Here is a 25,134-nt window from a genome sequence, read left to right on the forward strand (position 1 = left end):
GGCGTTTGAACCTGCTTCATGCGGATTGCAAAGTTCAGAAAACCGAACTAATACTGATACAGTATACCTTGTTTCCACCCTGTTGTCAAACGTAAATCAAGGTTATTCCGCTGTATTTGATACTTTCACAGATAGACTCGTTCACATCAACCGATAAGGCCCAAATGCTGTAATAAAATCTTAGTCCCGATGAGGATCAATACACCGCCTCCGAGAATGCCCGCATATTTACCCACAAAGCGGCCCATAAATTTCCCCAGGTATATACCGATTAAGGAGATTCCAAATGTAATCAGCCCTATAATGGCCGAAGCTTCCCATACGTTGATAGGCAAAAATGCGAATGTAAGCCCTACCGCCATCGCATCGAGGCTCGTAGCGACGGAAAGCATGAGCATTTCCCATACACCGAGAAACGGTTTATCATCGTCATCATGCTCATCGCTCAAACCGTCGCGAATCATGGCGATGCCTAAATAACCGAGAAGGCCGAAGATAATCCAATGATCCCAATCAGAAATTATATCTATGAACTGGCGACCGATAAGCCACCCGATAACAGGCATAATAAACTGAAAGAGACCAAATAAAAAGGCTAATGTAATTTTACGACCATTAGATCCGACGGGGATAGTCAACCCCTTTCCGATGGACACGCCAAAAGCATCCATCGCAAGACCTATGCTGATTAATACGATTTCAATTAACGACACACTACCACCTATTAATAAACTACCTACTTACTCGGACACGGCCATCAACGAATACCCTTCGCGACTGATATTAGGGTTCACCACAACGGAAATCTTGCGGCCTATAGACTCACCGAGATCTGCCAAAACATGCTTTGACAAATATTGTGCCACTTCCGGGTGAACTTCGATTTCTAAATCGGTCCTAATGCGGCCCGATTTAAACAGTTCCCGTATACGCCGAATGATCTGCATATATACAGTGCGTCCGGACAACATATATCCGGTTCCGCCGCACTGAGGGCACGTATCAAACATCAGGGTCTGTAACCCCTGACGGGCCCGCTTCCGCGTCATCTCAACAAGCCCTAACGAACTGATGCCGCACACAACGGTCTTCATCTTGTCCAGTTTAGCCTGCGATGCCAAGAGATTTAATAATTCCTGCTGGTGCTCTTTATCCTTCATATCGATAAAATCGACTACAATAATGCCGCCGATATCCCGCAGGCGCAATTGCCGGCAGATTTCTTTCGCCGCCTCTTTATTCACTGTGAAAGCCAGATCCTCCAGCTTATCGGACCGGCCCGTATAATGTGCGGAGTTCACGTCGAACACGGTAAGGGCCTCCGTGTGATCGATACGGATAGAGCCGCCGGACGGCAAATCGATATCGCGAGAGATAAGATTTTCCAATTGAGGTTCAATGTGATTTGCCTTGAAAATAGGCGTGCTGTCCCGATGACGTGTAACCTTTATGGATTGTGACGTCGGACCATGTCCCAGTAAATCTGTCAAGCGAGATTCGGCCATATCGGAGTCGACGATGATTTCCTCTACATTGCGATGGGCGTAATCCCGCACGAGGCGGAACCAAAAGTCCGCATCGCTGTACAGATCCGTACCGCTCTTGGCAACTTTAAAACGCTTTAATACGTGCTGCCATGTGCGCCATAAGTAGTCCATATCACGGGCAATTTCCTCGGCACTCGCCTTAGCCGCCGCCGTACGGATGATAAATCCGCAGCCTTCCTGCACATAGGGCTTCGCCAGTTCCTGTAATTGACTGCGCACGGTTTCATCGGTGATTTTCTTTGAAATATGCATGCCTTCCGAATATGGCAACAGCACCATAAAGCGGCCTGCAAGGCTCACATCGGCCGTAACACGTGCACCTTTGCCGAGCATTTCTTCCTTCACCACTTGTACCAGGACCTGCTGTCCCACGGACAATCGAGGTAAGATCTTCTGTTCCTTCCCCTGCTGCAGATTCAGATATGCATTCTGAGAGCCGCCGATGTCAATAAAAGCGGCCTGCATGCCGGGCAATACATTTTTTACGGTTCCCTTGTACATGTGATTTGCTATATGAGTTTCATCGAAACGTTCCAATGCAAAGTCTACCAGCCGCCCCTCTTCGTCCACAACGGCCATACGCACCTCTTCACGCATCACATTAACCAGAATTTTATGCATCTTATCCCTCCTTTCCTATTGTCATTACGATTATGTTTTTTCAAACCATGATCTAAAAATACTATTAATAAAAACTATATGACTATTAGTCAGAAATTCAGTAATTGATCTCCAACGGCGTAAAGCGCCCCTCATCATTTTCCACCATAATTGCTTTTCTATGGATTTCATATCCCGTCGTAATAGGCCAGTTGAATTGATCCTTACCGAGGTTCCACACCTCACTCGGCTTGATAGTGCCTTCCGGATATACGCCGATACCCATGCGCAGGGTCACCTGGTCACCGTTCATCACGGCCGTAATCGGCTCTTTCACAAAATGTTTTACGTCAATAGTACGGGTTTTCTTAGGCGTCACCTTTTCATAAGAAATTTCAGCGGCCTCGTTAAAAGGTTTGAGCAATGTATCCCAATCCGCATATACATCCGTTACTGGACCCGTAACTTCATAAACGGCGTAATTACAGATAGCCATCATCTTCTTAACCTTGTCAGGCATTTCTTTACCGTCCAATACCTCAAGGCCCGGAGGCGCCACGCGGTTTAATCGTTCCATAATAGAATTCAGACTGTCATCCTCAAGTACATCCATGTCGATGTATTCCGCTGTAGCGGTCACACCTAGTGCCAGAGCGGAGGAAAAGCTGATTTTCATATGCGGATTAAACCCTTCCGAATAGGCCATCTTGATTTCGGCGCGACGAATCATGCGCTCAACAGCCTGAGCATAGTCGAGATGTGACAAAAATCGTAATTCTTCACCTTTATGTAAGGCCAAACGTAACTTTTTCAACTCTGCCACCCTCCTTATAATCAATAATCGCCGTATTTAATTCAGGACATACATTACAGCCCCTGCACGGAGCACGACGACAATCGCCGGTCAACTTCGCATCAACAGCCTGTTCCCATTCACGCTTCAAGAACGCCTTGCTCACGGTGGAGTCCAGATGATCCCACGGCAAAGCTTCATCAAAGTCACGGGTACGACGTGCATAGTATGCCGGATCAAGGCCGCAGTTTTCGAAAGCTTTCAACCATGTTTCATAATTGAAAAATTCCGTCCATCCGTCAAATTTACACCCTAATTTCCACGCTTCCACGAGGACGCCGGACAGTCGTCTATCCCCGCGGGCAAATGCGGCCTCCATATAACCGGTATAACCGTCATGGTAGTGATAGGAGATATTGCGATTATTGATGAGAGATTTCAGATAACGCTGCTTGCGATGAATTTCCTCCACATCCTGTTGTCCATACCATTGGTACGGCGAATGCGTCTTCGGCACGAAGAAGGAAACGCTGACCGTTACGGAACCGTTGCGTTTACCCGTAATATCGCGGTGCAGATCGAGGACCTTATATGCAAGATCGGCGATGCCCGCTAAATCTTCGTCAGTTTCAGTAGGCAATCCCATCATGAAATACAGTTTAACCGTATTCCAGCCCGATTTGAAAGCATTCGTACAGGCCGCCAGGAGATCTTCCTCACTGACACCTTTATTGATAACATCACGCATGCGCTGAGTACCCGCTTCCGGTGCAAAGGTGAGACCGCTCTTGCGGACCTGCTGCACCTTTTTGGCGATATCTATGGAAAAGCTGTCGATGCGCAACGACGGTAAGCTGACGCTCACCTGTTTATCCTTAAATTCCTCCATGAGCATATCCACGAGTTCCGGCAATTTAGAGTAATCGGCGGAACTCAAACTCATCAGGGAAACTTCATTATAACCTGTGTTGGCAATTGTTTCCTTTGCGATTTCCAATAACCGCTCCGGCGTTTTTTCACGCACAGGTCGATACAGCATCCCCGCCTGGCAGAAGCGACAGCCGCGCGTACAGCCGCGAAACAGTTCCAGTACAGCTCGGTCATGAACGATATCGAGGAACGGTACCACCGGTTTCGTCGGATAAAATACGTGTTCCACATCTTCAATAATCCGTTTTTCAATGGTTGCGGGCACGTCATCAAAGCGCGGTGTAATCGACTTAAAATCACCGGATTCCGTATAGTCCACCTTATACAGTGCGGGACAATACGTACCGGGAATTTTTGCAACCTTTCTGAGGAATGCCTCCTTACCGCCAGGAAAGCCTTTCGCTTTTTCGGACTTAAAGAGGTCAATAAATTCATCGCTCCACTCTTCCGATTCACCTAACGAGACAATATCAAAGAAATCCGCCAACGGTTCCACGTTAAAAGCACATGGACCTCCCGTAACAAGCAACGGAAAATCCATGTCACGATCTTTGGCATACATCGGAATTCCCGCCAAATCCAACATATTAAGAATATTGGTGAAGCTCATCTCGTATTGAAGTGTAAATCCTAACACATCAAAATCCCTGATCGGTGTCCTCGTTTCCAATGAAAATAGAGGAATATTGCGCTTGCGCATTTCTTCCTCCATATCATGCCACGGAGCGAATACACGCTCCGCTACGGCGTCTTCACGACGATTCACGAGACCGTATAAAATTTTTATTCCCAAATGGCTCATGGCCACTTCGTAAACATCAGGAAATGCCAGTGCCATGGTTACAGCTACCGTACTGTGATCTTTCACGATACTGTTATACTCACCGCCCGTATATCGAGCCGGTTTCTGTACGTGCTGCAGCCATGACGTATCTAATTCAATCATACATCCTCCGGCTGAAAGCCTTCTTTCAATTAAAATATATATTTAGTTCGCTGCATGGAGATATTCAGCAACAAACCTATACTCAACATATTAGTGGTCAGCGCACTGACACCGTAGCTGAGGAACGGTAAAGGAATGCCAGTTACAGGCATAATGCCGATAGTCATCCCCACGTTGACGAGAACCTCAAAGCTCAACATAGCGCCGATGCCTGTCGCCAGTAACATTCCAAATGTATCATTGCAGGTATACGCGATGCGTATACTGCGATAAATGAGCATGAATAATAACGCCAAAACAATGATACATCCTACAAATCCGAATTCCTCGCCGATAACGGAAAAAATAAAATCCGTATGATTTTCCGGCAGAAAGTTCAATTGACTTTGGGTCCCGTTAAAGACACCCTTGCCTAAAATCATGCCGGACCCGATGGCTATCTTCGATTGGATTATATGATAACCGGATCCGAAAGGATCTATATCGGGATTAAAAAACACGAGGATACGCTGTTTTTGGTAATCTTTCAGAATAAACCAGACCAAAGGCAGCAACAGTACGCCTAATCCGACGATAATTTGAATGAGCCGAACTCGAATTCCCGCAATAAAAAGCATGCCTCCGAAAATAGCGATATATACGAGTGATGTTCCCAGGTCAGGTTGTAAGAATACGAGGAAAATGGGAATCCCTACATATATCACGGGAACCAGCAGCGATTTAAAGGTATTTAAATGATTAATACGAGGCTCCAGCATCTTGGCCATACAGATAATCATGAGTAATTTAGAAAATTCCGACGGTTGCAAGGTTATAGGCCCGATCTGAATCCACCGCTGCGCCCCTAACGCCGATGTACCGGCGATCATTACGGCCAGCAGCATAATGAGCGTGAAGGCATAAATCATATTGCCCCAGTTTTTAAGACGATGATAATCAAAAAACTGCATTCCTATAACTACAGCCACATTTGCCACGAAGAAAAGCAGTTGCTTTACCACAAGACTGTTAAAACTGAGCGCCTCCTGATTGACATGGGTAGCACTGCCTACAGCGGTCAAACCGATGCTTACAAGCAGAACCGTACAAATTATGATTGTCCAGTCGCTATGAGTCCAAATTTTTTGCCACATCGTATCACCTATTTGAGCTTAATTCGGCGCCACAAGCTTTGTTTGGCGTCTAAAACAAGGCGCTGCGTAGTCCAACCGTTGCGATTAATATAGCGAACCGGCCGATTACCTTCAAAAATGGTATTGCCGGAAGATGCCAACGTCGACATAGGCGTGAGCTCTTTAGCTCTTCTCCGTTTTTCAGCATATGCATTAAATCGGTCCAGTATATCCTGTTCATCCCAGGTATTTCCTGAAATAACATAATCCACCAAAGGTTTTAATAAATCGGCCGCATCCGTACGAAGCAGATCAAATAATGTTCCATTCTGTGTATACCGCAAGACCTTTTCATCATACGGAATCATAGCCCCTACATATTCGGACCGGATCACATCCAACATATCGTACAGATTAATGTCCGCATCATCCGTAGGCACCGAATTAAATACGACTACATGGTCCCGGATATTAGCTTCCTCACAAACTTGAATCATGCGCGCTCCATTGCGCAACGACACCCATAACGGATGAGTCACTACAATACAGCGATTCACCAACTCGAGAATCGACTCAATTCCCTTACCGATTCCGGCAGGCGCATCAATGAGGACATAATCATATCTGTCAGCTAAATATTTAATGAGTTTCTTATACTTCTTTCGTCCCATATCTTCCCAGCGAAGTTTTTGACTGGCCGGCAGAAAATCCAGATTATCACCGATAGGTAATATGGCGTCATCTGCATATTCCTTATGTTCACTCGCATCCAAAGCGTCATAAAACACTTCATCCGCCACGCCTAATACGAGATCCAAATCGCGTAATCCAAAATCTCCATCGCAGAGCAGTACGCGATGCCCTGCATTACTTAAAGCCGCACCCAGACAGGCGGTAACGGTCGTTTTCCCAACGCCGCCTTTGCCGGATACGACACCGATGATTTCGCCCATATTATTCCTTTCTTGGTTGTATAGTATTTACAGTATTTAAACGATTCTGTTCTTGAGACGTATTTTTCTTATTTCCATCATTAGATGTATTATTCAAGTTTACGTGAAAGTATGCCGCCAATATATCTCGCACGATAGGCCCTGCAGAACCGGCACCGAAACTGCCTTGCTCCACAAGCGCCACCACGACGATACGAGGCTTATCATACGGTGCATAAGCGACAAACCAGCCATGATCTCGGCCATGAGCATTTTCCGCCGTCCCCGTCTTGCCCGCTACGTCCACAGGAAAACCTTTAAATAAGGCACCCGCCGTACCGCCTTCATTAGTAACATCCCGAAGGCCTTCGCGAATGAGATCCATAACATTTTTCTGAATCGGTAATACGCCCAATTTTTCCGGTCCGAAAACCTCCTTCGGCGTACCGTCCGAATTATCGATACGACTCACTACATACGGCCGATAACGAATACCTCCGTTTGCGACCTCGCTCATAACTACCGCCATCTGTAACGGAGTTACCAAGGTAAACGATTGTCCGATAGCGGCGTCAAAGGTTTCCCCCAAGTACCAGTCCTGGTCAAATACCTTCCGCTTATATTCCGGATTAGCCATATTGCCGGCCGCTTCACCGACCAGATTTATGCCCGTTTTCTCACCTAAGCCGAAATAACGAGCATATTTATCAAGATTTTCAATACCGACGCGATTACCCATTTCATAGAAATACACATTATCCGATTTTGCAAGAGCATTATTAAAGTTTAACCACCCCAGAGCCTCACCTTCCGCATTGCGCTTATCGATGAGCCAATGGCGCCCGCTGTCAAAAATCATCTCATCCGGTGTAACCTTCTTCAGATCCAATGCGGCCGCCCCCGTAATGATTTTGAAAGGAGACCCCGGCGGATACTCGCCGGATATAACCTTATTATCAAAAGGATGTTTCTTATCACTATTCAACTGATTCCATTGGGCGGATGTGATCCCCTTGGCAAACCAGTTCGGATTGAATTCCGGATTACTTACCATAGCCAGTACGGCGCCCGTATTGGGATCTAGGGCAACCACAGCAGCCCCCTGAGCCGGAATTCCCTGCGCCTGCAGCTGTGCCAACTGATTATTAACGGCTTCCTCTGCAGCCTTCTGCAGATTCACATCAATGGTGAGGTGAATATTGGAGCCCGGTACCGTATGTTTCCGATCGACCTCTGCAACAGGCCGTCCTGTCGCATCGACCTCCAGCTGCTTTCCGCCATCGGTCCCGCGCAGGATATTATCGTACAGTTTTTCCAACCCCGAACGCCCCAATATAGTACCGCTCGTAACGGAAGAATTCGGATCTTTCGCCTTCAATTCGTCCAGTTCCTCTTCACTGACCTCACCTACGTAGCCGAACAGCTGGGCCGCCATCGTCTCATACGGATAATAGCGAAGCGGCTCTACATCAATGGTAACGCCCGGCAATTCATGACGATGCTCTTCAATGGTGGTAACTACATCCATAGATATATCGCTGGCGATTCTGATCGGTTCGTAACCGGATTTATGATCATTAACTTTCTTCTTGATTTCCTCAGGATTTTTATTGAGTAAGGCGGCTAATCGCGCCACTTCTCCATCATCAAGAGCCTTACCAGTAGGCATAATGGATATGGTGTAGGCCGGTCTTGAGCCGACAAGGATCTGACCGTTTCGATCATACATCAAGCCCCGTGCGGCAGTCATGGGCACCATACGAAGCCGGTTGCCTTCCGCCTTCGCCTGATAATAGCCGCCCTCCAAAATCTGTAAATCCAGCAGTCGCAGTCCCAATATGATAAATATACCGGTTATGATGTAAAAGAGTACATCAAAGCGACTCGTTTTTTTCCGTTTATAGAGGCCTTCAAGCACTCTTTCACCCCCTCATCACCAAATATAATCCTGCTGTTCCTCCTTAGGACGCAAGAATGCATGCAAAGCAGCCGCCATCAAAGCATTCCAAGGAAGAGTCGGAATAATCATATGCCACAAGTATGACCAGAAATAAATATCTCCACCGCTGCCCCAAATCATAAAGAATCGAATCAGTCCGTCCAGGACTGTACAGACAGCTACAATACAGCTGGACCAGTACCAACGTTCTTCATACAGACGATGCTTCACAAAAGACAATATATACACGACGATGACATAGGGAAATAAATGAAGTCCAAAAAAATTGGAAATCAGCACATCATGCACCAGCCCGCCAACAACGGCGGATACAAGCCCCATGCGTCGTCCTTTAAATAGCGTAATCATAACGACGGTTGTCAAAATGAGATTCGGCAGCCAGTTCGTATGAAATATAGCCGGCAACAACTGAGCCTGAATAAAATATATTAAAAATCCACTTAACAGTAAGGCTAACCGGATCATGGTTTAATAGCCCCCTTTGCCCCTTCCACCTGATCGCGCTGAGTCTGAGGCACTAATTTAGTCTCTAAGCCCGGCTTTGTAGGTGCGCTCACAGATGACGAAGTGATGATGAATACCTCCTCTAAACGATGAAAATCCACACTCGGACTGATGACCGCATTTTTAACAAATCCTTCCGAATCGTTTTCTATGGACATCACATTGCCTACCGGCAATCCTTTCGGATAAATGCCGCCATAACCGGAGGTAACGAGCTTATCGCCTACCAACACGTCTCCGTCGCGCGCAATATTGACCATCGTCGGCGTTCCCGGTGCGTTACCGTTACCTTTTACAACACCCGACAATCGAGACTCCGGTCTCTGCACGAGAATACCGATGGCACTGCGCGGATCCAAAATCGTCTGAACCCTTGCCGAATGAGGATAGACATCGGTAATGAACCCTACGACACCGCTCGGCACAACCACGGCCATATTCACGTCTATACCGTCCTCACTACCTTTATCGATGGTGAAAGTATTGGTCCACGTACCATAATCCTTCGTAATGATTCCCGCTAAAGTCATGGTGAATTCGGAATGACTGCTCTTATAATCAAGCAACTGTCGAAGGCGGATATTTTCCGCAACCACTTCATCGTAATTGACCACCTTTTGCTCTAAAGCGGCCTTGCGCGCAGCCTCCTCCTCACTTTCAGAGGTCGAATGTATAGCATCATCGATAACCTGGATGCCAGTCTGTATGCCCGCCAGCATTCGAGCAGAACCATACGCGAACGGAGTGGTAATCCCCTCTAAGGTAACGGTAACAAAGGGAATACTGGTTCGCTGCTTCCATGCAAATCCCAATAAAGCCAAGAGAATACAGCTGATAACTACGACGATAATTAACTTACGATCCGACTGTATCATACTAGTCCCGGCCCTTTCTATTCTTTGAATTTACAATAAAACGCGACACACCTACTAAATCGGATGTGGCGCCGTGCAATCCCGTAACAACCTTTACTTCCGGTAATTCAGGCACATGAACGGGCACGCCCAATTCCGTTCCGATTCGTTGTGAAAGTCCCTCCAGCTGTGCGGTTCCTCCGGTAAGCCAAAGACCATATTGCATGATATCCGCTACGATTTCAGGTGCCGCCTGACGGATAATCTGCTTGATTTCATCTAAAAGACCTTGCAAGGAATCATTAATTACCTGATATACCTCGGATTGATGAATCACACAACGACGACCCAAGCCGTTCATCATGTCACGGCCCTGAAAGACATATTCCGAATCCTCCAGCGGCGCAATAGCCGTCCCGATAGAATGTTTAAGATCCATAATGGTTTCATCGGATACCATGACGCCAAAGCACTGACGGATATATCGCAACAAAGCTGTATTGATATCTGAACCGCCGAAGCGAATCGTCTTGCTGTTCACGATGCCCCCCAGCGACATGATGCCGATATCCGTGGTGCCGCCACCGATATCTATCACCATGGAACCGCGGGCGTCAAAAATCGGTAATCCACAACCGATAGCGGCCGCTACAGGACGTTCAATGAGAAACACCTCTCGCGCCCCTGCTTGCATAACCGCATCCATCATGGCCCGTTGCTCTACGTCCGTCATGCCGCACGGTACGCCGACGAGAACACGGGACAACCGCAAGGTGTTGGAAACTTTATGGAGAAAATACTTTAACATCGTATGCATAACACGATAATCGACGATAAAGCCGTCTTTCAGAGGCGTCAACGGTCTCCACATATCGGGCATACGTCGCACGATACGGTCCGCCTCATCCCCGACGGCTACGATTTTCTGCTGTTTTGCATCTGTAGCCACAATGGAAGGCTCACTGATGACAGACTCACGGGTTCCGCCCATTAAACGCGTCTGGATGCTACCTATATCTATACTTACGTCTCTTCCCAGAGAAGGTAAAATGGAACTCATAATGCTTATTCTCCTTCATTACATCATCATTACATTTTACCATATCAACAGCAGATTAGGGAAACACAAAACACCTATACAGAGGAATGATAAGCCACTAATTGGGAGGAAACATAAAACGCCTACACAGATGTGTAGGCGCTCTAAGGACATAACTTATCCTAGCTGAGTTTACCGATTTCGCTGAGGCTCGTAAACTCATTATCTCCGATGACAATATGATCCAGTACGGGAATCCCCATAAATTGACCTGCGCTGATAAATAATTTCGTCAGCCGTATATCATCATCGCTGGGGCGACTGTCACCGGACGGATGGTTGTGAATCAAAATGATCGCCGCCGCATTACAGGCAATCGCCTTGCGGAATACGGTTCGCTGTTCTACAAGGCTCGACGCCAGGCCTCCGTTAGAAATCCGCTCAAGCTGAATGAGTTTATTGCGCGACGTCAACATGGCCGCCCACACATGTTCCTCCTCCTCATGGCGAAGGCGTTCCATCACATATTGAGCAATGACAAAGGGCTGAGAAAAATCTTCGTACGTAGCCTTGATTTTCAATTCGCCTAACCGTCGTCCCAGCTCCAATGCGGCACAAATGGTGACAGCCTTATCCGCTCCGATGCCTTTAATCTTCATCAGGTTCTTTACGGTCATGCGATTCAATCCGTAAATACCGTCATCAAAGGACTCCACAATATCGTGAGCCAATGTAAGAGCCGACTGCCCTTTCACACCGGACCTCAGTAAAATGGCTAATAATTCCTCAATATCCATATGCGACGGTCCAAGAGTTAAAAACTTTTCTCGAGGCCGTTGAAAGGGTAACATATCCTTAACACTTACCGTTGGTACTTCCATAAACTCTCTCCATTCTCATAGATAATACCTACCTTATTTCGCGCCAAGCATCTCGCATAATACATTGTATACCTGCTCCACAGGCAGGCCGACTACATTCGTATATGAACCTTCAATCTTTTCCACCCACAGAGCGCCCTTTCCCTGAATGCCGTATGCACCGGCCTTATCCATGGGCTCCCCACTGGCAATATAGGATTCAATTTCAAAAGGGGCTAAACTTTTAAAATACACCTTGGTCTCATTGTGAAAGACCCGCTCTTTTCCTTTCACCAGCAATGCCACACCGGTTATGACGGAGTGAACTCTCCCCGACAGTCGTTGCAACATGAGCCGCGCCTCATCCTCATTGTGAGGCTTACCCAGTACATCGCCATCGAGAACGACGATTGTGTCCGCTCCGAGCACGAAGCCGTCATCAGGAACATCGACTGCACAACGGGCCTTACCAAGGGCCTGCGCTTTTACCATCTCCGTAGGATTCTCATAGCCCTCATTAGGTTCCTCATAGGTGCTGGATACCACAATGTGATCAATGCCGACCTGTGTCAACAATTCCGTTCTTCGCGGCGATTGACTCGCTAAATATAATTCTGCCATACAGACCTCTCTATAACGCTGTTTTCATCACTCTTCAGGTGCAATTAATTTTTTATAATATTCCTGTACGTCTTCGCCATGCTTAACCGCATCAGCCCGTACAGTCGCATAAAAAACAACATCCTCCTGCGGCACCCGCACTCGACCGGCCACGTATTCGCTTAATATCTCAAAAAAACGGTCATCCGCCTTGAGCAGAAGCCGTCCATATTGCACCTTCTTACCATTTACGATAGAGTACACCAATGACCAGATTGGACGAGGATCCGAGGTGGAGCATTTTCTATATTTATAACGATACCTCAAGTTCGTCAATAATTCCCGTTCAAATTTGAACACACCGTCAATCATATCGTACTCCACTTCAAAATGGCGCTTTCTGAATATAGACGATTCATCAATAATCAATTTGGAATCCGTCAAAATATATGTATATCGGCTGATCGCCTGCTTTACCATAACGATGATGGCCGCAATCTCAATAAAATACTCCGCTATCAGAACCGTGTGCAAAGTAATACTGCGATATGTGGTATACGCCATGGCACACACCAATAGAAAAACAAATAATGTTACCAGTAACTCCGCACTCTTAGCACGCTGTGATCGCTCTTCATATAAAACTTTCATAGTTAACCCCTTATGTGTAAATCAATATCGTCTGACTATAGATACTATTATAAGGTATTCTATGTATAAAAACTACAAAAACCCGTCTATATCAAAGATATAAACGGGTTTCTATTGACACTAATAGTCACCTAGTCCAGATGCGAAATAATATTATTTTTTGCGCACTGCACTAATATTATTTTTTCAATGCCGCCGTAATACATTGAGTATCACGGGCAATCATGATTTCTTCGTTTGTAGGAATTACGAAGATTTTTACCTTGGAACCTTCAGCACTGATTTCCTGTTCTTTACCGCGAACATTATTGCGTTCAGAATCAATACGAGTACCTAAGTATTCCAAACCGTTACAGATCGCATCGCGGTTACCGATACCGTTTTCCCCGATACCTGCAGTAAAGATGATAGCATCTACACCGCCCATAACAGCAGCAAAGGCACCGATTACACGACGAACTTTGTAGTGGAACATGTTCAATGCCAATTGTGCGCGTTTATTACCGTTAGCAGCCGCTTCTTCGATAACGCGGAAGTCATTGGACACACCGGAAATGCCCAATACACCGGATTCTTTATTCATAACTCTATCGATTTCTTCATAGGTCATGCCTGTTTTTTCCATCAAGAACGGAACGATAGCAGGGTCAATATCACCTGTACGAGTACCCATGATCAAACCGGACAATGGAGTGAAGCCCATTGTAGTGTCGATGGAACGACCGCCTTTAATAGCAGCCACGGAGGAACCGTTACCCAAGTGACATGTGATGATACGAAGATCGGTCATATGTTTACCCATTAATTCCGCACAACGTTGTGCCACATATTTATGGGATGTACCATGAAAGCCGTAACGACGAATGCCGTAATCTTCATAATAAGAGTAAGGAAGCGCATACATATATGCTTCTTTTGGCATCGTTTGATGGAATGCCGTATCGAATACAGCAACTTGAGGTACATTCGGCATGATAGCTTCACAAGCTTCAATACCTTGAATGTTTGGCGGGTTATGCAACGGTGCAAGAGAAGCACATTCTTCCAACGCTTCCATTACTGCCGGTGTAATCAATACGGAATCCGCAAATTTTTCACCGCCGTGTACTACACGGTGACCTACAGCATCGATTTCATCCATGGAAGAAATAACACCATATTCAGCATCAACTAAAATATCTAGCAAAATGCGAAGTGCTTCTTTATGGTTCAAAATCGGTTCAACGCGTTCCAATTTGTCCGCATTAGGACGTTTATGAGTAAAAATAGCGTCCTGATCGCCAATTTTTTCAAATAGCCCCTTTGCCAATTCCGTTTCAGTGCTCATATCAAGTAATTGATACTTTAAAGAAGAACTACCGCAGTTAACTACTAATACGTTCATCGATTAACCCTCTTTCTGTTGCGTAACTTGAATCTTATCTTTAATTTCTTTGCTGATATCAGCCCCTACCTGATCCTGAGCAGGATACTGGTAGACAATATTCCACAATACGTCATGATCCATGAATACGTATTGAGAAAAACTAAATGTTTGTCCCTGTGCCGAGTAAGTGACATCCAGCTTCTTCGCTGTCGCACCTTCCAGCTGTACGGACTCTTCCTTGATTGTGGCGCCTAAATTAGCAAATTCCGTCTTGCTGCGGTTGATTTGTTCATCCACCGTAGGCAAAGGCTTATTCACTCCGGCACGCAATGCTTCAACCTCTATGACCATATGTTCCGTTACGGAACCGTAAATATCGATAGGGTATCCATCATCAGTCATATTTTTTGTGCTTTTACCCATTTCATAAGGCAGAGCAATTGTAATCTCAGACTGACCTGCGCGGATAACTTGATGACCAAAACTATAAGTATCCATCACATTTGTGGAGCCACAGCCGGCCATCGCCAATAGCGCAGCACCCAATAAGGCACCCCGTAATGTACGTTTCCATTGTTCTTTCATCATATACCTCACATCAATTCAGCATTTACAGTTAATTATAGCTTATCAGACAAATAAAATCTATACTAAACTTGCAGATTCCCCCTATTTACAGCACCTCTTCCCTTTGCTACACTAACACTAATGAAAGGAGTCCCTATGAATACAATCGGCATCATCTGCGAATATAATCCGTTTCACAATGGACATGCGCATCAACTGCATATACTGACAAAACAGTCGCCTCAATCATTGCTCATCTGTATCATGAGCGGTGCCTTTGTTCAACGCGGTGAACCGGCTCTATTTTCAAAATTCGACCGTGCCCGCTGGGCCGTTTGTAACGGCGCCGATGTTGTCATTGAACTCCCTGCTCTATTTTCTCTCGGCAGTGCGCAATATTTTGCGACCGGTGCCATCCGCATGGTAAAGGCACTTGCTATCGATACCCTCTCATTCGGTGCGGAAACGACGAATCTTGCGGCCTTTCAGGAGACGGCACAACGTATTGACTCTGAAAGCACACAAACATCTCTGCACACCTATATGCAAAAGGGTTTATCCTACAGCTCGGCTCTGCGAAAAGCATTGATGCAATATCAAAATACATATATCGACGATATAATCAGTTCACCCAATGCCGTATTAGGGCTCGAATATATACGTGCGGCGCTCACCTACCATAAAGGCCTTCAGTATCTTCCGATTTTACGAACCTCCGATCATCATGCAACGTCGATAAATCAAAACCTCCCGTCCGGAACGGCTTTACGACGAGCTGTTACCGAAGGCGAGTCCATTATAAACCACATACCGGCGACTATATCCGGCGATATACAGCAACAGATTCAACAAGGGCATTACGTAGACTATACACGTTACGAAGACATGCTCCATACATTGAGTCGCCGCATGACACCGGAAGCACTCTCCGCCTTCGGCGACTTTAGCGAAGGAATTGAATCCCTCTGGGCCAGAGCGGCACTCCAACCGACGTGGAAAGAAAGTATCGATACAATAAAATCCAAACGCTATACCTATGCCCGTCTCCAACGAATGGGCGCTTACCTTGCACTGGGGATAACTAAACCATTACTTCGTGAAAGCCAGAAACAAGGCCCGCAATACGCCCGCCTATTAGCATTCAACGACAGAGGGCGCCAATGGCTGCAACAGGAATATACCATTCCAATCATTCAAAAATGGGCCAAAGCGCCCGCCCTACTTTCAGATTTCGGAAGAGCAATGCATCACATCGATACGATTGCGACAGACATGCAGAGTCTATGTTTCCATAATCCGTCAATGCGTAAGGGGCATACGGACTACACGTACACACCGCAGTATATCCGATAAATGATATATACCAAATTATATGACTATTAAATCAAATAATACTAAATACAATTAACATTAAGAAATATTACCGGAAACTATTATCTAAAAAGGGGTCACAATACAGGTTATTCCTGTATTGTGACCCCTTCTTCACCATCCAGTTCCTTTACGGCAACACGAACGCTTTCAAGATGAGATGTAGGAATATTTTTTCCCACATAATCAGCGCGTACAGGTAATTCCCGATGACCCCGATCGACGAGGACAGCCAACTGAATCGACCTAGGTCGCCCGGCCGTCATAAGCGCATTTAACGCGGCCCGTATGGTGCGCCCCGTATACAGCACATCATCTACGAGAATGATGGTTTTTTCCGTCGTATCAATGGTACAGGGTTCACCCTCCTTGCGTCGTGCATCTCGGTCATCACGATAAATTGCCACATTGAGAGACTCACAATCGATATGAACGCCTTCAATGCGTTCGATTTCCTCTTGCAAGCGCTTCGCCAAGATAACGCCACGACGCTCGATACCTACAATAAGAGCATTAGACAGCCCCTTATTTCTCTCAAGAATCTCATGACTGATTCGACGGACGGCACGCATAATGGCATCCTGGTCCATCAATAACCGTTTCTTTTCCATACACAGCACCCCACATTAACTAACTGTCATCTATTCTATAAAATTCATCTATTCTATCAAAATCAAATTCCGCTATTAAAATTCTACATCCTGCTATTCATTATACAAAGTATTTGAAAGTACATCTTAGCTGCACTGCAGCACTTATATCTATTTCAACTATTTAAATTTACTTTCACGATAAGTCTTTGCAAATTCCAAGCAAGCCGCAAAATCTTCCGGCACAGGTGCCTCAAAATGCATGGGTGCACCGGTAATTGGATGTTTAATATCCAGAGTACGGGAATGTAACGCCTGTCCATTAATAGGAAAGTCCATACGACGATATCCGTAAAACGGATCATTTACCACCGGGTGCCCAATATGTGCAAAATGAACGCGAATCTGATGAGTCCGCCCCGTTTCCAAATTGCATTCCACCAAGGTCTGATGACCATATCGCTCCAACACTCTAAAATGCGTCACCGCATCCTTACTGTTTTCAAACACAACGGCCATCTTCATACGATCCTTCGGGTGTCGCCCTATGGGGGCTTTAATTGTCCCCTTCTCTTCTACAATATTCCCCTGCACCAAAGCCAAGTAAGTTCTCTTTGCCGAATGAGCTTTCACCTGTTCCGCTAAACCAATATGTGCGGCATCATTTTTAGCAGCCATCATAACACCGGATGTATCTTTATCTAAACGATGTACGATGCCCGGTCTGATTTCACCATTAATACCGGATAAATCTTTGCAGTGAAAGAGTAACGCATTCACCAACGTGCCTGAATAATTACCTACGGCCGGATGAACCACCATGCCTCTCGGCTTGTTGATGATAATAATATCATGATCCTCATAAAGATAATCCACCGGGATATCCTCAGGTTTCACCTCAACAGATTCCGGCTCAGGTATCTCTACATATATCACGGCATCAGCTGAAAGACGTAAATTTGCTTTTCCCAGCTTATCACCTACCGTCACATGTCCGGATTTGATAAGATTCTGAATATAACTGCGAGAGCCTTCCAAGCGTTCCGTCAAAAATACATCTAATCGCATGCCTTCCTGTTCGGCAGTTACAATAAATTCGTTCATATATTACTCCTCTGTATGAGTTGTTATTAGATAATATAAAACCAGAATGACACCTATGCAAATTCCGATGTCCGCAACATTAAAAATAGGCCACACGCGAAAATCAAAAAAGTCAACCACCCCATGCAGCACATATCGATCTATACCGTTGCCAACAGCACCAGACGTCAATAAAGCGGCACCTACACGTAATGCCAACGGCCCTTTAGATAAACGTTTCCAATAATACATACACACGGCTACCAACACAATGGCTACCAACAGAAAGAACCAACGTTGATTCGCCAACATCCCAAAAGCGGCCCCGCGATTAATAATAAAAGTCAAGTGAAATACATTAGGTATTACCGACAGAGATTCACCTAATAAAAAATGATTCATCACATAAGATTTGCTCCATTGATCCAATGCAAGCCAAAGAATAAATACAATATAAAACAAAGGTCGACTCCCTTACAATAACTTTATAATTCATCAATACATTTAAATAATCAATATATCTTAATAGTCATATTATACTAAGTTACTCTATTTTAGGCAAAATAAAAAAGCCCCTCTACGAGGGGCCAGTTCATTTGTGATTACTCAGCGGAAATTACGGATACTGGGCAAACGGATTCGCAAGAACCGCAGTCGATGCAAGTATCGTTGATTTCATATTTAGTTTCGCCTTCAGAAATAGCGGAAACCGGGCAAACAGATGCGCAAGAACCACATTTAATGCAACCATCAGCAATAACTCTCATGATTAAGACCTCCATAAAAAATATAGATTAAAACTTTTATTATCATTTAAAAAGGCACTTGCCTTACTTATATTCTCATTATCACACAATAATAATTGAAAGTCAAATGAAAATGAGATAAATCAAAATCTTTTTATACATACTCGCCTTTCATTTTTATCATATAAGAACTAGCACAATCTTTATATTGATATATTTTTTCAATTATATTTTTCAAATAGAAACAGAGTAATTGAGAATTCATTTATTATCATTTAATCAAAATACGAATCATATTAATAGGAATATAACTATCAATATTCATTATCATATTAATAAGATCAAAAGCAATATTTTTAAATTAAAAATAGAAATTTACATATAAAAACGAGGTCAAATCTCACGATTCGACCTCGTATGTGCTCATATAGTAGAATAACAATTCCCTTATTTACCAGGGAAGAAAGGCCATACCATTGGAATAATAATTAAGCTTACTACGAAGCAAACTAAAATCAATGGAACGCCGGCTTTTACATAGTCAGTAAATTTGTATTGACCAGGACCAAGTACTAATGTATTTGGAGGTGTACCTACAGGTGTACCGAATGCGCAGGATGCGGCAACGCCGATAGCCATCAATACAGCATGAGGATCAGCACCCATACCTTGAGCAATGGAGATACCGATAGGAGCCAATAATGCACAAGATGCGGTATTAGACATAAATTGCGTCATAACACAAGACAAAATAAACAATACGCCTGTTGCAAAGTATGGACTAGGATCGGAACCCATAACGCCAATTACTGCATCAGCAATCATTTTACCTGCACCAGATTGATCAAGTGCAGTTGCCACTGGCATCATACCGGCAAACAAGAAAATTGTTACCCAATCAATAGATGTGTAAGCTTGTTTTTCATTCAAACAACCAGTTAATACGCAAAGCATTGCACCGATAACGGCAACCATGCTCAACGGTAAGTTAATACCAAAGTGTTCTTTCAATGGTTCGCCTAAAATCATGGCAAGGATTACACCTAAAAGAATAAGTCCGGAGAACAATTGTTTCTTAGGATCGTTAGAAATATCTTCAGCAGCTACTTCTTGTTCTACATCACCGGCATCAGTAATTTCATGTTTAGGTAATAAATGTTTACCAATAAGCATCATGAATACGATAGTAGCAATAGTCAAAGGAATACCAATCCAAGCAAACTCAAAGAAACCAAATGGTTCAATGCCAAATTTAGATAATGTACCACTTACAATGATATTAGGTGGTGTACCAACCATTGTAATGATACCACCAATGCCTGCAGCGAATGCTAACGGCATCAACTGGCGAGATGCAGGAATCTTAGCAACAGCACAGATACCGACAACTACAGGAAGTAATGCAGCTGTTGTACCTGTATTAGATAAGAATGCGGACATGGTAGCTGTTACAAGCATGATAGCAAGCATTAAGCCATTTTCGCTAGTACCTGCATGAGATACTACGGTTTCCCCAATTTTTTGAGCCAAACCAGTGTAGAATAATGCAGCACCAACAACAAACATACCTGCAAACAACACAACTGTACTATCAGATAAACCAGAAAATACAACCTTAGGAGTAATAATACCCATAAGGCCTAAAGTAATTGCACCGCCTAAAGAAGTAATCGCCAGTGGAATAATTTCCGTAACGAATAAGACAGCCATAACTGCAAGGACGATTAAGGTTTGTTCTGCAGTACCCATACATCATCATCTCCCTTCAGAGAAATGCACTGACATAATTATAAGAGATATAAAATATAACCTACGACACCAATGACAGAGGCCATCAAAAAAGTAATCCCACACCCCTCTCGTGTTTTAGGATACCCAAAGAATAAAGTTTCGCCAAGAAAACCGCGGCGATTAAACCAAGAATATTTAGTTCTCCGCTGAAACCATTTAGCTTTGCCTTCAGCACCGATGATCAGTGCAGTAATAAAAAAAACAATAAACGCCCATACAAAACAAATCAGTATTTTCAATTCTACAGATAACAAGATGACCACCTCTACTATATAAAAAGCACCGGAAGGTTATTTTGTGAGTTCTTGTTCACCACTTAATGACCGATCTGACGATAGCATTTATTGCCGTATACCAAAATATTGTATGTTTACATACAATCAGGCTAATTTTAATTCACCAATAGGTGTACCTGAGTAGGCACACCTTGGTGAATAATTATTAAATTATTAATGAGTGGACAACATAGCAAGCATTGTACCTGCCGCTACAGCTGTACCGATAACACCTGCTACGTTCGGCCCCATAGCATGCATGAGCAAGAAATTTGCAGGATTAGCTTTAGCACCAACTACTTGGGATACGCGAGCCGCCATTGGAACTGCGGATACACCGGCCGAACCAATAAGTGGGTTTGTTTTACCGCCATCGACTAAGCTCATCAATTTACCAAACAATACGCCACCAGCAGTACCGCCGATAAATGCAACCAGACCTAAGCCAATAATCAAGATTGTTTGAGTACTTAAGAAGTGTTCCGCACTCATCGTTAACCCAGTACCTGTTGCCAAGAAAATGGTAACGGTATTGATCAACGCATTTTGAGATGTATCGGACAAACGATCCGTTACACCGGATTCACGGAACAAGTTACCTAACATCAACATGCCTAACAAGGATGTAATGGAAGGAAGCAATAAAGAAATGAAAATCGTCGCAACAATTGGAAATACGATTTTTTCAAATCGCGTTACTTCACGCAATTGTTCCATCACAATTTCACGTTCTTTTTTAGTAGTAAATAATTTCATTACCGGAGGTTGAATCAACGGTACCAAGGACATATAGGAATATGCTGCAACCGCGATAGCACCTAATAAATGTGGCGCTAATTTAGCAGCCAAATAGATAGATGTAGGACCGTCTGCACCACCGATGATACCGATAGCGGCAGCTTCTTGTACGGTAAAGCCCAAAGTCATTGCGCCACCAAGAGCTACGAATACACCGATTTGTGCGGCAGCACCTAATAACAATGTTTTAGGGTTCGCAATTAACGGACCGAAGTCAGTCATGGCACCTACGCCAAGAAAAATTAGTGGTGGGAAGATTTCTTGGGAAATACCCGCACTGATAAGTGCCATAACGCCTTCTTCAAAACCGTTACGAGGAATGTTTGCAAGCAAACAACCAAAAGCAATCGGACCCAACAATAATGGTTCAAACTCTTTTGCAAATGCTAAATATAGTAGAATTAACCCAACAAGGATCATTATAGCATTGCCTAGTTCAAATGCGAGAAAACCGCTATCATTAATAACGGATTGTATCGCAACAGCAAAAGCCTCCATATTTGTTCCCCTTTCATAAATATAAAATTGTTTTTATGACGCGGTATGACCGCGTCACATCAACTTGGGATTAGCCAAGAACAACCATATCTTCGCCAGTGGATACAGTTTGGTTAGCAGCAACGCGAACTTCTTTTACTGTTGCATCATGTGGAGCGGCGATTTCATTTTGCATTTTCATAGCTTCAAGAATCAACAAAGTTTCGCCTTTTTTAACTGCTTGACCAGCGGATACTGCTACGGATAGGATTTTACCAGGCATTGGAGCTTTTACAGTTTCAGCACCTGCTGGAACTGGAGCTGCTGCTTTAGCTGGTGCTGGTGCAGGAGCTGCTTTAGGAGCTGGAGCCGCTGCAGGAGCTGCCTTAGGAGCTGCCGCAGGAGCCGCACTTTTAACTTCATTTACTTCTACATCATATGCTGTGCCGTTTACTGTAACATTGAATTTTTTCATTTTAAATTCCTCCAACTATTTGTGTGTTTATACACTATTTATAAATTAATTTACATATATAAATCTGATAATCCTATCGATTACCGCGTAAGCGCCCTTCCATTTTCCAATTATAGCTCACAATCGGACGAATATGCGCGATTTGATCAGCGGAATAACCCATTGCCGCTAATGCACCAACGATAACTGCCACTACATCTTTAGATGGAGCTTTACCGTTAGTCATTGTAGCATTGTTCATGACAAATGCCTCCTAAAATCTATTAATTTCTACCGCTTAAACGACCTTCCATACGCCATTTAGCGCTGGTTGCTGTAGGTCGAATAGATGCGATTTGTTCGGATGAATACCCCATCGCTACAATAGCACCTACGATAGCTGCTACTACTTCATCGTCGTTTTGAACAGGTGCACTTGCTACAGAAGCTGCAGAAGCAGCAACAGGTGTACTCGATTCAACAGGTGTTTTTTTCTTCTTTGTAGGATCAACTAAATGAACGATTTCCATCAGAATCCCCAAAGCAATCAAAACACCAAACACAACGGTCATATTAATGGCCATTATTAGTAACGGATTAGTAGTAACTGCTTGTCCTTCCATAATTATTCCCCTTTCTAAAAAAGTAGTAAAGAAAGGTATCTCCCAAATTCGATGATAACTTTACCGAATCGAATTATAATGGAATATTACCATGTTTCTTTGGAGCACGGTTTTCGCGCTTGCTTGCAAGCATTGCCAAAGCGTTGATAACTGCCGGACGAGTTTGTTTTGGTTCGATAACAACGTCTACGAAGCCACGTTCTGCAGCTTTGTATGGAGTTGCGAACTCTTCCACATATTTAGCTGTTTTTTCCTCTTTATCTTCATCTTTTCTGAAGATGATATTAGCAGCACCTGCAGGTCCCATTACAGCGATTTCGGATGTAGGCCAAGCATATACTTGATCAGCGCCCAAATCTTGAGAACACATAGCTAAGTAGGAGCCACCATATGCTTTACGAGTGATAACAGTAATTTTTGGAACTGTTGCTTCAGAGTAAGCGTACAACATCTTAGCGCCATGACGAATAATACCGCCCCATTCTTGATTTGTGCCAGGCAAGAAACCAGGAACGTCAACAAAGTTAACGATCGGAATATTGAAAGCATCACAGAAACGGATGAAACGGGAAGATTTATCGGATGCGTTGATGTCCAAGCAACCAGCCATAACTTTAGGTTGGTTAGCGATGATACCAACTGATTGACCATCAAAACGTGCGAAACAAGTAATGATATTTGTTGCATAGAATGGTTGTACTTCGTAGAATTCACCATTATCTACTGTTGCAGCGATAACATCCTTCATATCGTAAGGCATATTGCTGTTATCAGGCAACAAGCTATTTAAAGCTTCATCTTCACGAGTTGGGTCATCACCTGTATCTACTAATGGAGCATCTTCCATATTGTTGGATGGCAAGAAGCCTAACAAGTAGCGAATCTGCGCGATGCAGTCATCTTCATCTTCAGCTGCAAAGTGAGCAACACCGGACACGGAGTTGTGAGCCATTGCGCCACCAAGATCTTCAGCCGTTACTTCTTCACCGGTTACAGATTTAATTACTGCCGGACCAGTGATGAACATTTGAGATGTATTTTTTACCATGTAGATAAAGTCAGTCAATGCTGGAGAATATACAGCACCGCCTGCACATGGTCCCATGATTACGGAAATTTGTGGAATAACACCGGATGCATTTGTATTTTCAAAGAAAATTTTACCGTAACCAGCAAGCGCATCTACCGCTTCTTGAATACGAGCCCCGCCGGAATCATTGATACCAACGATAGGAGCACCCATTTTCATTGCTAAACGTTGTACTTTAACGATTTTAGCAGCATGCATTTCACCAAGAGAACCACCTTCTACAGTGAAGTCTTGTGCAAATGCATATACCAAACGACCGTCAATAGTACCATAACCGGTTACAACACCTTCGCCAGGTAATTCTTTCTTTTCTTGACCAAAGTTAACACAACGATGTTTAACAAATTGATCAAGTTCAACGAAAGAGTTTTCGTCGAATAATTTCGCCAAACGTTCACGAGCAGTCATTTTGCCTTGAGAATGTTGTTTTTCGACGCGTTTTTCACCGCCACCAGCTTTTACTTTAGCTAGTTTTTCGTGCAATAACTCGATTTTTTCCTGCACTGTTGCCATTATAGCACCTCCAAATAAAACTTGTTACATCATCATTTTATTTCATAAATAAATAAAGTTCA

Annotated in this window: 27 protein-coding genes; 1 reads left to right on the forward strand and 26 read right to left on the reverse strand. The window is 44.1% G+C overall.

The genetic code is table 11. From position 1 onward, the window contains the following. Positions 1–146: 146 nt before the first annotated feature. From HMPREF1521_RS03125 to HMPREF1521_RS03200, 15 genes are all read right to left on the reverse strand, one after another. On the reverse strand, positions 147–713 hold the full coding sequence (locus HMPREF1521_RS03125; protein ID WP_038115667.1) for a manganese efflux pump MntP family protein: 567 nt from the start codon (positions 711–713) through the stop codon (positions 147–149). Positions 714–740: 27 nt separating this feature from the next. Next, positions 741–2,168, reverse strand: coding sequence for an Rne/Rng family ribonuclease (locus tag HMPREF1521_RS03130; protein ID WP_038115669.1), 1,428 nt, complete (start codon positions 2,166–2,168; stop codon positions 741–743). Between the two features lie 97 nt (positions 2,169–2,265). Further along, the gene (locus HMPREF1521_RS03135) at positions 2,266–2,961 is read right to left on the reverse strand and encodes a TIGR03936 family radical SAM-associated protein (RefSeq protein ID WP_038115672.1); all 696 of its coding nucleotides are present in this window, start codon (positions 2,959–2,961) and stop codon (positions 2,266–2,268) included. Continuing rightward, a complete protein-coding gene (locus HMPREF1521_RS03140) occupies positions 2,933–4,816 on the reverse strand; it encodes a TIGR03960 family B12-binding radical SAM protein (protein WP_038115674.1) in 1,884 nt (627 codons plus the stop codon). The genes HMPREF1521_RS03135 and HMPREF1521_RS03140 overlap by 29 nt, the downstream gene beginning before the upstream one ends. Positions 4,817–4,845: 29 nt before the next feature. Further along, complete coding sequence (gene rodA / locus HMPREF1521_RS03145) at positions 4,846–5,949, reverse strand: rod shape-determining protein RodA (protein ID WP_038115677.1); 1,104 nt, start codon at positions 5,947–5,949, stop codon at positions 4,846–4,848. Between the two features lie 8 nt (positions 5,950–5,957). Further along, positions 5,958–6,881, reverse strand: coding sequence for a P-loop NTPase (locus HMPREF1521_RS03150; RefSeq protein ID WP_038115678.1), 924 nt, complete (start codon positions 6,879–6,881; stop codon positions 5,958–5,960). A 1-nt stretch (position 6,882) separates the two neighbouring features. Further along, the gene (gene mrdA, locus HMPREF1521_RS03155) at positions 6,883–8,778 is read right to left on the reverse strand and encodes a penicillin-binding protein 2 (RefSeq protein WP_051435735.1); all 1,896 of its coding nucleotides are present in this window, start codon (positions 8,776–8,778) and stop codon (positions 6,883–6,885) included. A gap of 15 nt (positions 8,779–8,793) precedes the next feature. Next, on the reverse strand, positions 8,794–9,285 hold the full coding sequence (gene mreD, locus HMPREF1521_RS03160; RefSeq protein ID WP_038115682.1) for a rod shape-determining protein MreD: 492 nt from the start codon (positions 9,283–9,285) through the stop codon (positions 8,794–8,796). Continuing rightward, positions 9,282–10,199 carry a rod shape-determining protein MreC gene (gene mreC / locus HMPREF1521_RS03165; protein ID WP_038115686.1) on the reverse strand — a complete coding sequence of 306 codons (918 nt, stop codon included), beginning with the start codon at positions 10,197–10,199 and terminating at the stop codon, positions 9,282–9,284. The genes mreD and mreC overlap by 4 nt, the downstream gene beginning before the upstream one ends. A gap of 1 nt (position 10,200) precedes the next feature. Next, complete coding sequence (locus HMPREF1521_RS03170) at positions 10,201–11,238, reverse strand: rod shape-determining protein (protein WP_038115688.1); 1,038 nt, start codon at positions 11,236–11,238, stop codon at positions 10,201–10,203. A gap of 161 nt (positions 11,239–11,399) precedes the next feature. Continuing rightward, complete coding sequence (gene radC / locus HMPREF1521_RS03180) at positions 11,400–12,098, reverse strand: DNA repair protein RadC (protein ID WP_038115693.1); 699 nt, start codon at positions 12,096–12,098, stop codon at positions 11,400–11,402. 33 nt (positions 12,099–12,131) lie between these two features. After that, the gene (locus HMPREF1521_RS03185; RefSeq protein WP_038115697.1) at positions 12,132–12,698 is read right to left on the reverse strand and encodes a nucleoside triphosphate pyrophosphatase; all 567 of its coding nucleotides are present in this window, start codon (positions 12,696–12,698) and stop codon (positions 12,132–12,134) included. A 27-nt stretch (positions 12,699–12,725) separates the two neighbouring features. Continuing rightward, positions 12,726–13,328: a hypothetical protein gene (locus HMPREF1521_RS03190; protein ID WP_038115700.1), complete on the reverse strand. Its 603-nt coding sequence runs from the start codon at positions 13,326–13,328 to the stop codon at positions 12,726–12,728. 178 nt (positions 13,329–13,506) lie between these two features. Beyond that, positions 13,507–14,712, reverse strand: coding sequence for an acetate/propionate family kinase (locus HMPREF1521_RS03195; protein WP_038115702.1), 1,206 nt, complete (start codon positions 14,710–14,712; stop codon positions 13,507–13,509). 3 nt (positions 14,713–14,715) lie between these two features. After that, a complete protein-coding gene (locus HMPREF1521_RS03200; RefSeq protein WP_038115703.1) occupies positions 14,716–15,279 on the reverse strand; it encodes a hypothetical protein in 564 nt (187 codons plus the stop codon). Between the two features lie 138 nt (positions 15,280–15,417). Here HMPREF1521_RS03200 and HMPREF1521_RS03205 point away from each other — a divergent pair, with 138 nt between their 5' ends. Then, positions 15,418–16,614 carry a nucleotidyltransferase family protein gene (locus HMPREF1521_RS03205; RefSeq protein WP_038115704.1) on the forward strand — a complete coding sequence of 399 codons (1,197 nt, stop codon included), beginning with the start codon at positions 15,418–15,420 and terminating at the stop codon, positions 16,612–16,614. 107 nt (positions 16,615–16,721) lie between these two features. On the opposite strand, the gene pyrR is transcribed toward HMPREF1521_RS03205, so the two are convergent. The 11 genes from pyrR to HMPREF1521_RS03250 form a co-directional block, all read right to left on the reverse strand. After that, complete coding sequence (pyrR, locus tag HMPREF1521_RS03210) at positions 16,722–17,243, reverse strand: bifunctional pyr operon transcriptional regulator/uracil phosphoribosyltransferase PyrR (RefSeq protein WP_038115706.1); 522 nt, start codon at positions 17,241–17,243, stop codon at positions 16,722–16,724. A 159-nt stretch (positions 17,244–17,402) separates the two neighbouring features. Then, entirely contained in the window at positions 17,403–18,326 is a 924-nt protein-coding gene (locus HMPREF1521_RS03215) for an RluA family pseudouridine synthase (RefSeq protein ID WP_038115708.1), read from the reverse strand. Positions 18,327–18,329: 3 nt separating this feature from the next. Beyond that, on the reverse strand, positions 18,330–18,767 hold the full coding sequence (lspA, locus tag HMPREF1521_RS03220) for a signal peptidase II (RefSeq protein WP_038115710.1): 438 nt from the start codon (positions 18,765–18,767) through the stop codon (positions 18,330–18,332). A 140-nt stretch (positions 18,768–18,907) separates the two neighbouring features. Next, positions 18,908–19,072, reverse strand: a complete 165-nt coding sequence (locus HMPREF1521_RS08875; RefSeq protein ID WP_005386021.1) for a DUF362 domain-containing protein — start codon at positions 19,070–19,072, stop codon at positions 18,908–18,910. 426 nt (positions 19,073–19,498) lie between these two features. Continuing rightward, a complete protein-coding gene (locus tag HMPREF1521_RS03225) occupies positions 19,499–20,800 on the reverse strand; it encodes an SLC13 family permease (RefSeq protein ID WP_038115713.1) in 1,302 nt (433 codons plus the stop codon). Positions 20,801–20,838: 38 nt separating this feature from the next. Next, the gene (locus tag HMPREF1521_RS03230) at positions 20,839–21,096 is read right to left on the reverse strand and encodes a hypothetical protein (protein WP_038115716.1); all 258 of its coding nucleotides are present in this window, start codon (positions 21,094–21,096) and stop codon (positions 20,839–20,841) included. 195 nt (positions 21,097–21,291) lie between these two features. After that, entirely contained in the window at positions 21,292–22,413 is a 1,122-nt protein-coding gene (locus tag HMPREF1521_RS03235; RefSeq protein ID WP_038115718.1) for a sodium ion-translocating decarboxylase subunit beta, read from the reverse strand. A 70-nt stretch (positions 22,414–22,483) separates the two neighbouring features. Next, on the reverse strand, positions 22,484–22,867 hold the full coding sequence (locus HMPREF1521_RS03240; protein WP_038115721.1) for a biotin/lipoyl-containing protein: 384 nt from the start codon (positions 22,865–22,867) through the stop codon (positions 22,484–22,486). A 73-nt stretch (positions 22,868–22,940) separates the two neighbouring features. Further along, the gene (locus HMPREF1521_RS09030; protein ID WP_169835179.1) at positions 22,941–23,108 is read right to left on the reverse strand and encodes a hypothetical protein; all 168 of its coding nucleotides are present in this window, start codon (positions 23,106–23,108) and stop codon (positions 22,941–22,943) included. A gap of 22 nt (positions 23,109–23,130) precedes the next feature. Then, the gene (locus tag HMPREF1521_RS03245; RefSeq protein ID WP_038115723.1) at positions 23,131–23,469 is read right to left on the reverse strand and encodes an OadG family protein; all 339 of its coding nucleotides are present in this window, start codon (positions 23,467–23,469) and stop codon (positions 23,131–23,133) included. A 73-nt stretch (positions 23,470–23,542) separates the two neighbouring features. Beyond that, on the reverse strand, positions 23,543–25,072 hold the full coding sequence (locus HMPREF1521_RS03250) for a carboxyl transferase domain-containing protein (protein ID WP_038115726.1): 1,530 nt from the start codon (positions 25,070–25,072) through the stop codon (positions 23,543–23,545). Positions 25,073–25,134 lie beyond the last annotated feature (62 nt).

This window comes from Veillonella sp. AS16, assembly GCF_000517785.1.
GTDB lineage: Bacteria > Bacillota > Negativicutes > Veillonellales > Veillonellaceae > Veillonella > Veillonella denticariosi.

Bases quoted from the DNA above. Each gene is read 5' to 3' on its own strand.
- HMPREF1521_RS03130 (WP_038115669.1), bottom strand. From the start codon at position 2,168: ATGCATAAAATTCTGGTTAATGTGATGCGTGAAGAGGTGCGTATGGCC.
- HMPREF1521_RS03140 (WP_038115674.1), bottom strand. From the start codon at position 4,816: ATGATTGAATTAGATACGTCATGGCTGCAGCACGTACAGAAACCGGCT.
- rodA (WP_038115677.1), bottom strand. From the start codon at position 5,949: ATGTGGCAAAAAATTTGGACTCATAGCGACTGGACAATCATAATTTGT.
- HMPREF1521_RS03150 (WP_038115678.1), bottom strand. From the start codon at position 6,881: ATGGGCGAAATCATCGGTGTCGTATCCGGCAAAGGCGGCGTTGGGAAA.
- mreD (WP_038115682.1), bottom strand. From the start codon at position 9,285: ATGATCCGGTTAGCCTTACTGTTAAGTGGATTTTTAATATATTTTATT.
- mreC (WP_038115686.1), bottom strand. From the start codon at position 10,199: ATGATACAGTCGGATCGTAAGTTAATTATCGTCGTAGTTATCAGCTGT.
- HMPREF1521_RS03170 (WP_038115688.1), bottom strand. From the start codon at position 11,238: ATGAGTTCCATTTTACCTTCTCTGGGAAGAGACGTAAGTATAGATATA.
- radC (WP_038115693.1), bottom strand. From the start codon at position 12,098: ATGGAAGTACCAACGGTAAGTGTTAAGGATATGTTACCCTTTCAACGG.
- HMPREF1521_RS03185 (WP_038115697.1), bottom strand. From the start codon at position 12,698: ATGGCAGAATTATATTTAGCGAGTCAATCGCCGCGAAGAACGGAATTG.
- HMPREF1521_RS03190 (WP_038115700.1), bottom strand. From the start codon at position 13,328: ATGAAAGTTTTATATGAAGAGCGATCACAGCGTGCTAAGAGTGCGGAG.
- HMPREF1521_RS03195 (WP_038115702.1), bottom strand. From the start codon at position 14,712: ATGAACGTATTAGTAGTTAACTGCGGTAGTTCTTCTTTAAAGTATCAA.
- HMPREF1521_RS03200 (WP_038115703.1), bottom strand. From the start codon at position 15,279: ATGAAAGAACAATGGAAACGTACATTACGGGGTGCCTTATTGGGTGCT.
- HMPREF1521_RS03205 (WP_038115704.1), top strand. From the start codon at position 15,418: ATGAATACAATCGGCATCATCTGCGAATATAATCCGTTTCACAATGGA.
- pyrR (WP_038115706.1), bottom strand. From the start codon at position 17,243: ATGGAAAAGAAACGGTTATTGATGGACCAGGATGCCATTATGCGTGCC.
- HMPREF1521_RS03215 (WP_038115708.1), bottom strand. From the start codon at position 18,326: ATGAACGAATTTATTGTAACTGCCGAACAGGAAGGCATGCGATTAGAT.
- HMPREF1521_RS08875 (WP_005386021.1), bottom strand. From the start codon at position 19,072: ATGAGAGTTATTGCTGATGGTTGCATTAAATGTGGTTCTTGCGCATCT.
- HMPREF1521_RS03225 (WP_038115713.1), bottom strand. From the start codon at position 20,800: ATGGGTACTGCAGAACAAACCTTAATCGTCCTTGCAGTTATGGCTGTC.
- HMPREF1521_RS03235 (WP_038115718.1), bottom strand. From the start codon at position 22,413: ATGGAGGCTTTTGCTGTTGCGATACAATCCGTTATTAATGATAGCGGT.
- HMPREF1521_RS03240 (WP_038115721.1), bottom strand. From the start codon at position 22,867: ATGAAAAAATTCAATGTTACAGTAAACGGCACAGCATATGATGTAGAA.
- HMPREF1521_RS09030 (WP_169835179.1), bottom strand. From the start codon at position 23,108: ATGAACAATGCTACAATGACTAACGGTAAAGCTCCATCTAAAGATGTA.
- HMPREF1521_RS03245 (WP_038115723.1), bottom strand. From the start codon at position 23,469: ATGGAAGGACAAGCAGTTACTACTAATCCGTTACTAATAATGGCCATT.
- HMPREF1521_RS03250 (WP_038115726.1), bottom strand. From the start codon at position 25,072: ATGGCAACAGTGCAGGAAAAAATCGAGTTATTGCACGAAAAACTAGCT.